Raw genomic sequence first — 282 nt, 5'->3', positions numbered from 1 at the left:
AAGCTGCCTGCAGATATCCAGCTCGCGTTCGGCCTGGGCCAGCAGCAAAACCCCACCGTCCGAAGTCAGCCGTCCCCCGTCGAAGGCGGCTGTGATTTTCTTTCGGCCGACCGCTGGGAATCCAAATCGGCTTGGGCTAGCATCGTTCATGGCGGGTGTGGCCCGTGGCTTTTTCTGTCCCGGAGAAGGGATGGCTTAGACACCCAATTTCCTACTTCAGAACAGAACCTTACGCTACTCCCGCCAACCCTCCTGACCGCCCCGGTGAATAGGAGAGGCTAG

Annotated in this window: 1 protein-coding gene; it reads right to left on the bottom strand. The window is 59.6% G+C overall.

Annotation, left to right across the window (positions count from 1 at the left end; genetic code table 11):
- The coding region (locus tag ACYPYD_RS22955) for a transposase (protein ID WP_459665737.1) at nt 1-150 on the bottom strand (150 nt) is incomplete at its 3' end.
- Between the last annotated feature and the right edge of the window lie 132 nt (nt 151-282).

The organism is Novosphingobium sp. 11B, from assembly GCF_054589055.1.
The sequence above is the reverse complement of the archived record's forward strand: the minus strand, read 5'-3'. Positions and strand labels throughout refer to the sequence as shown.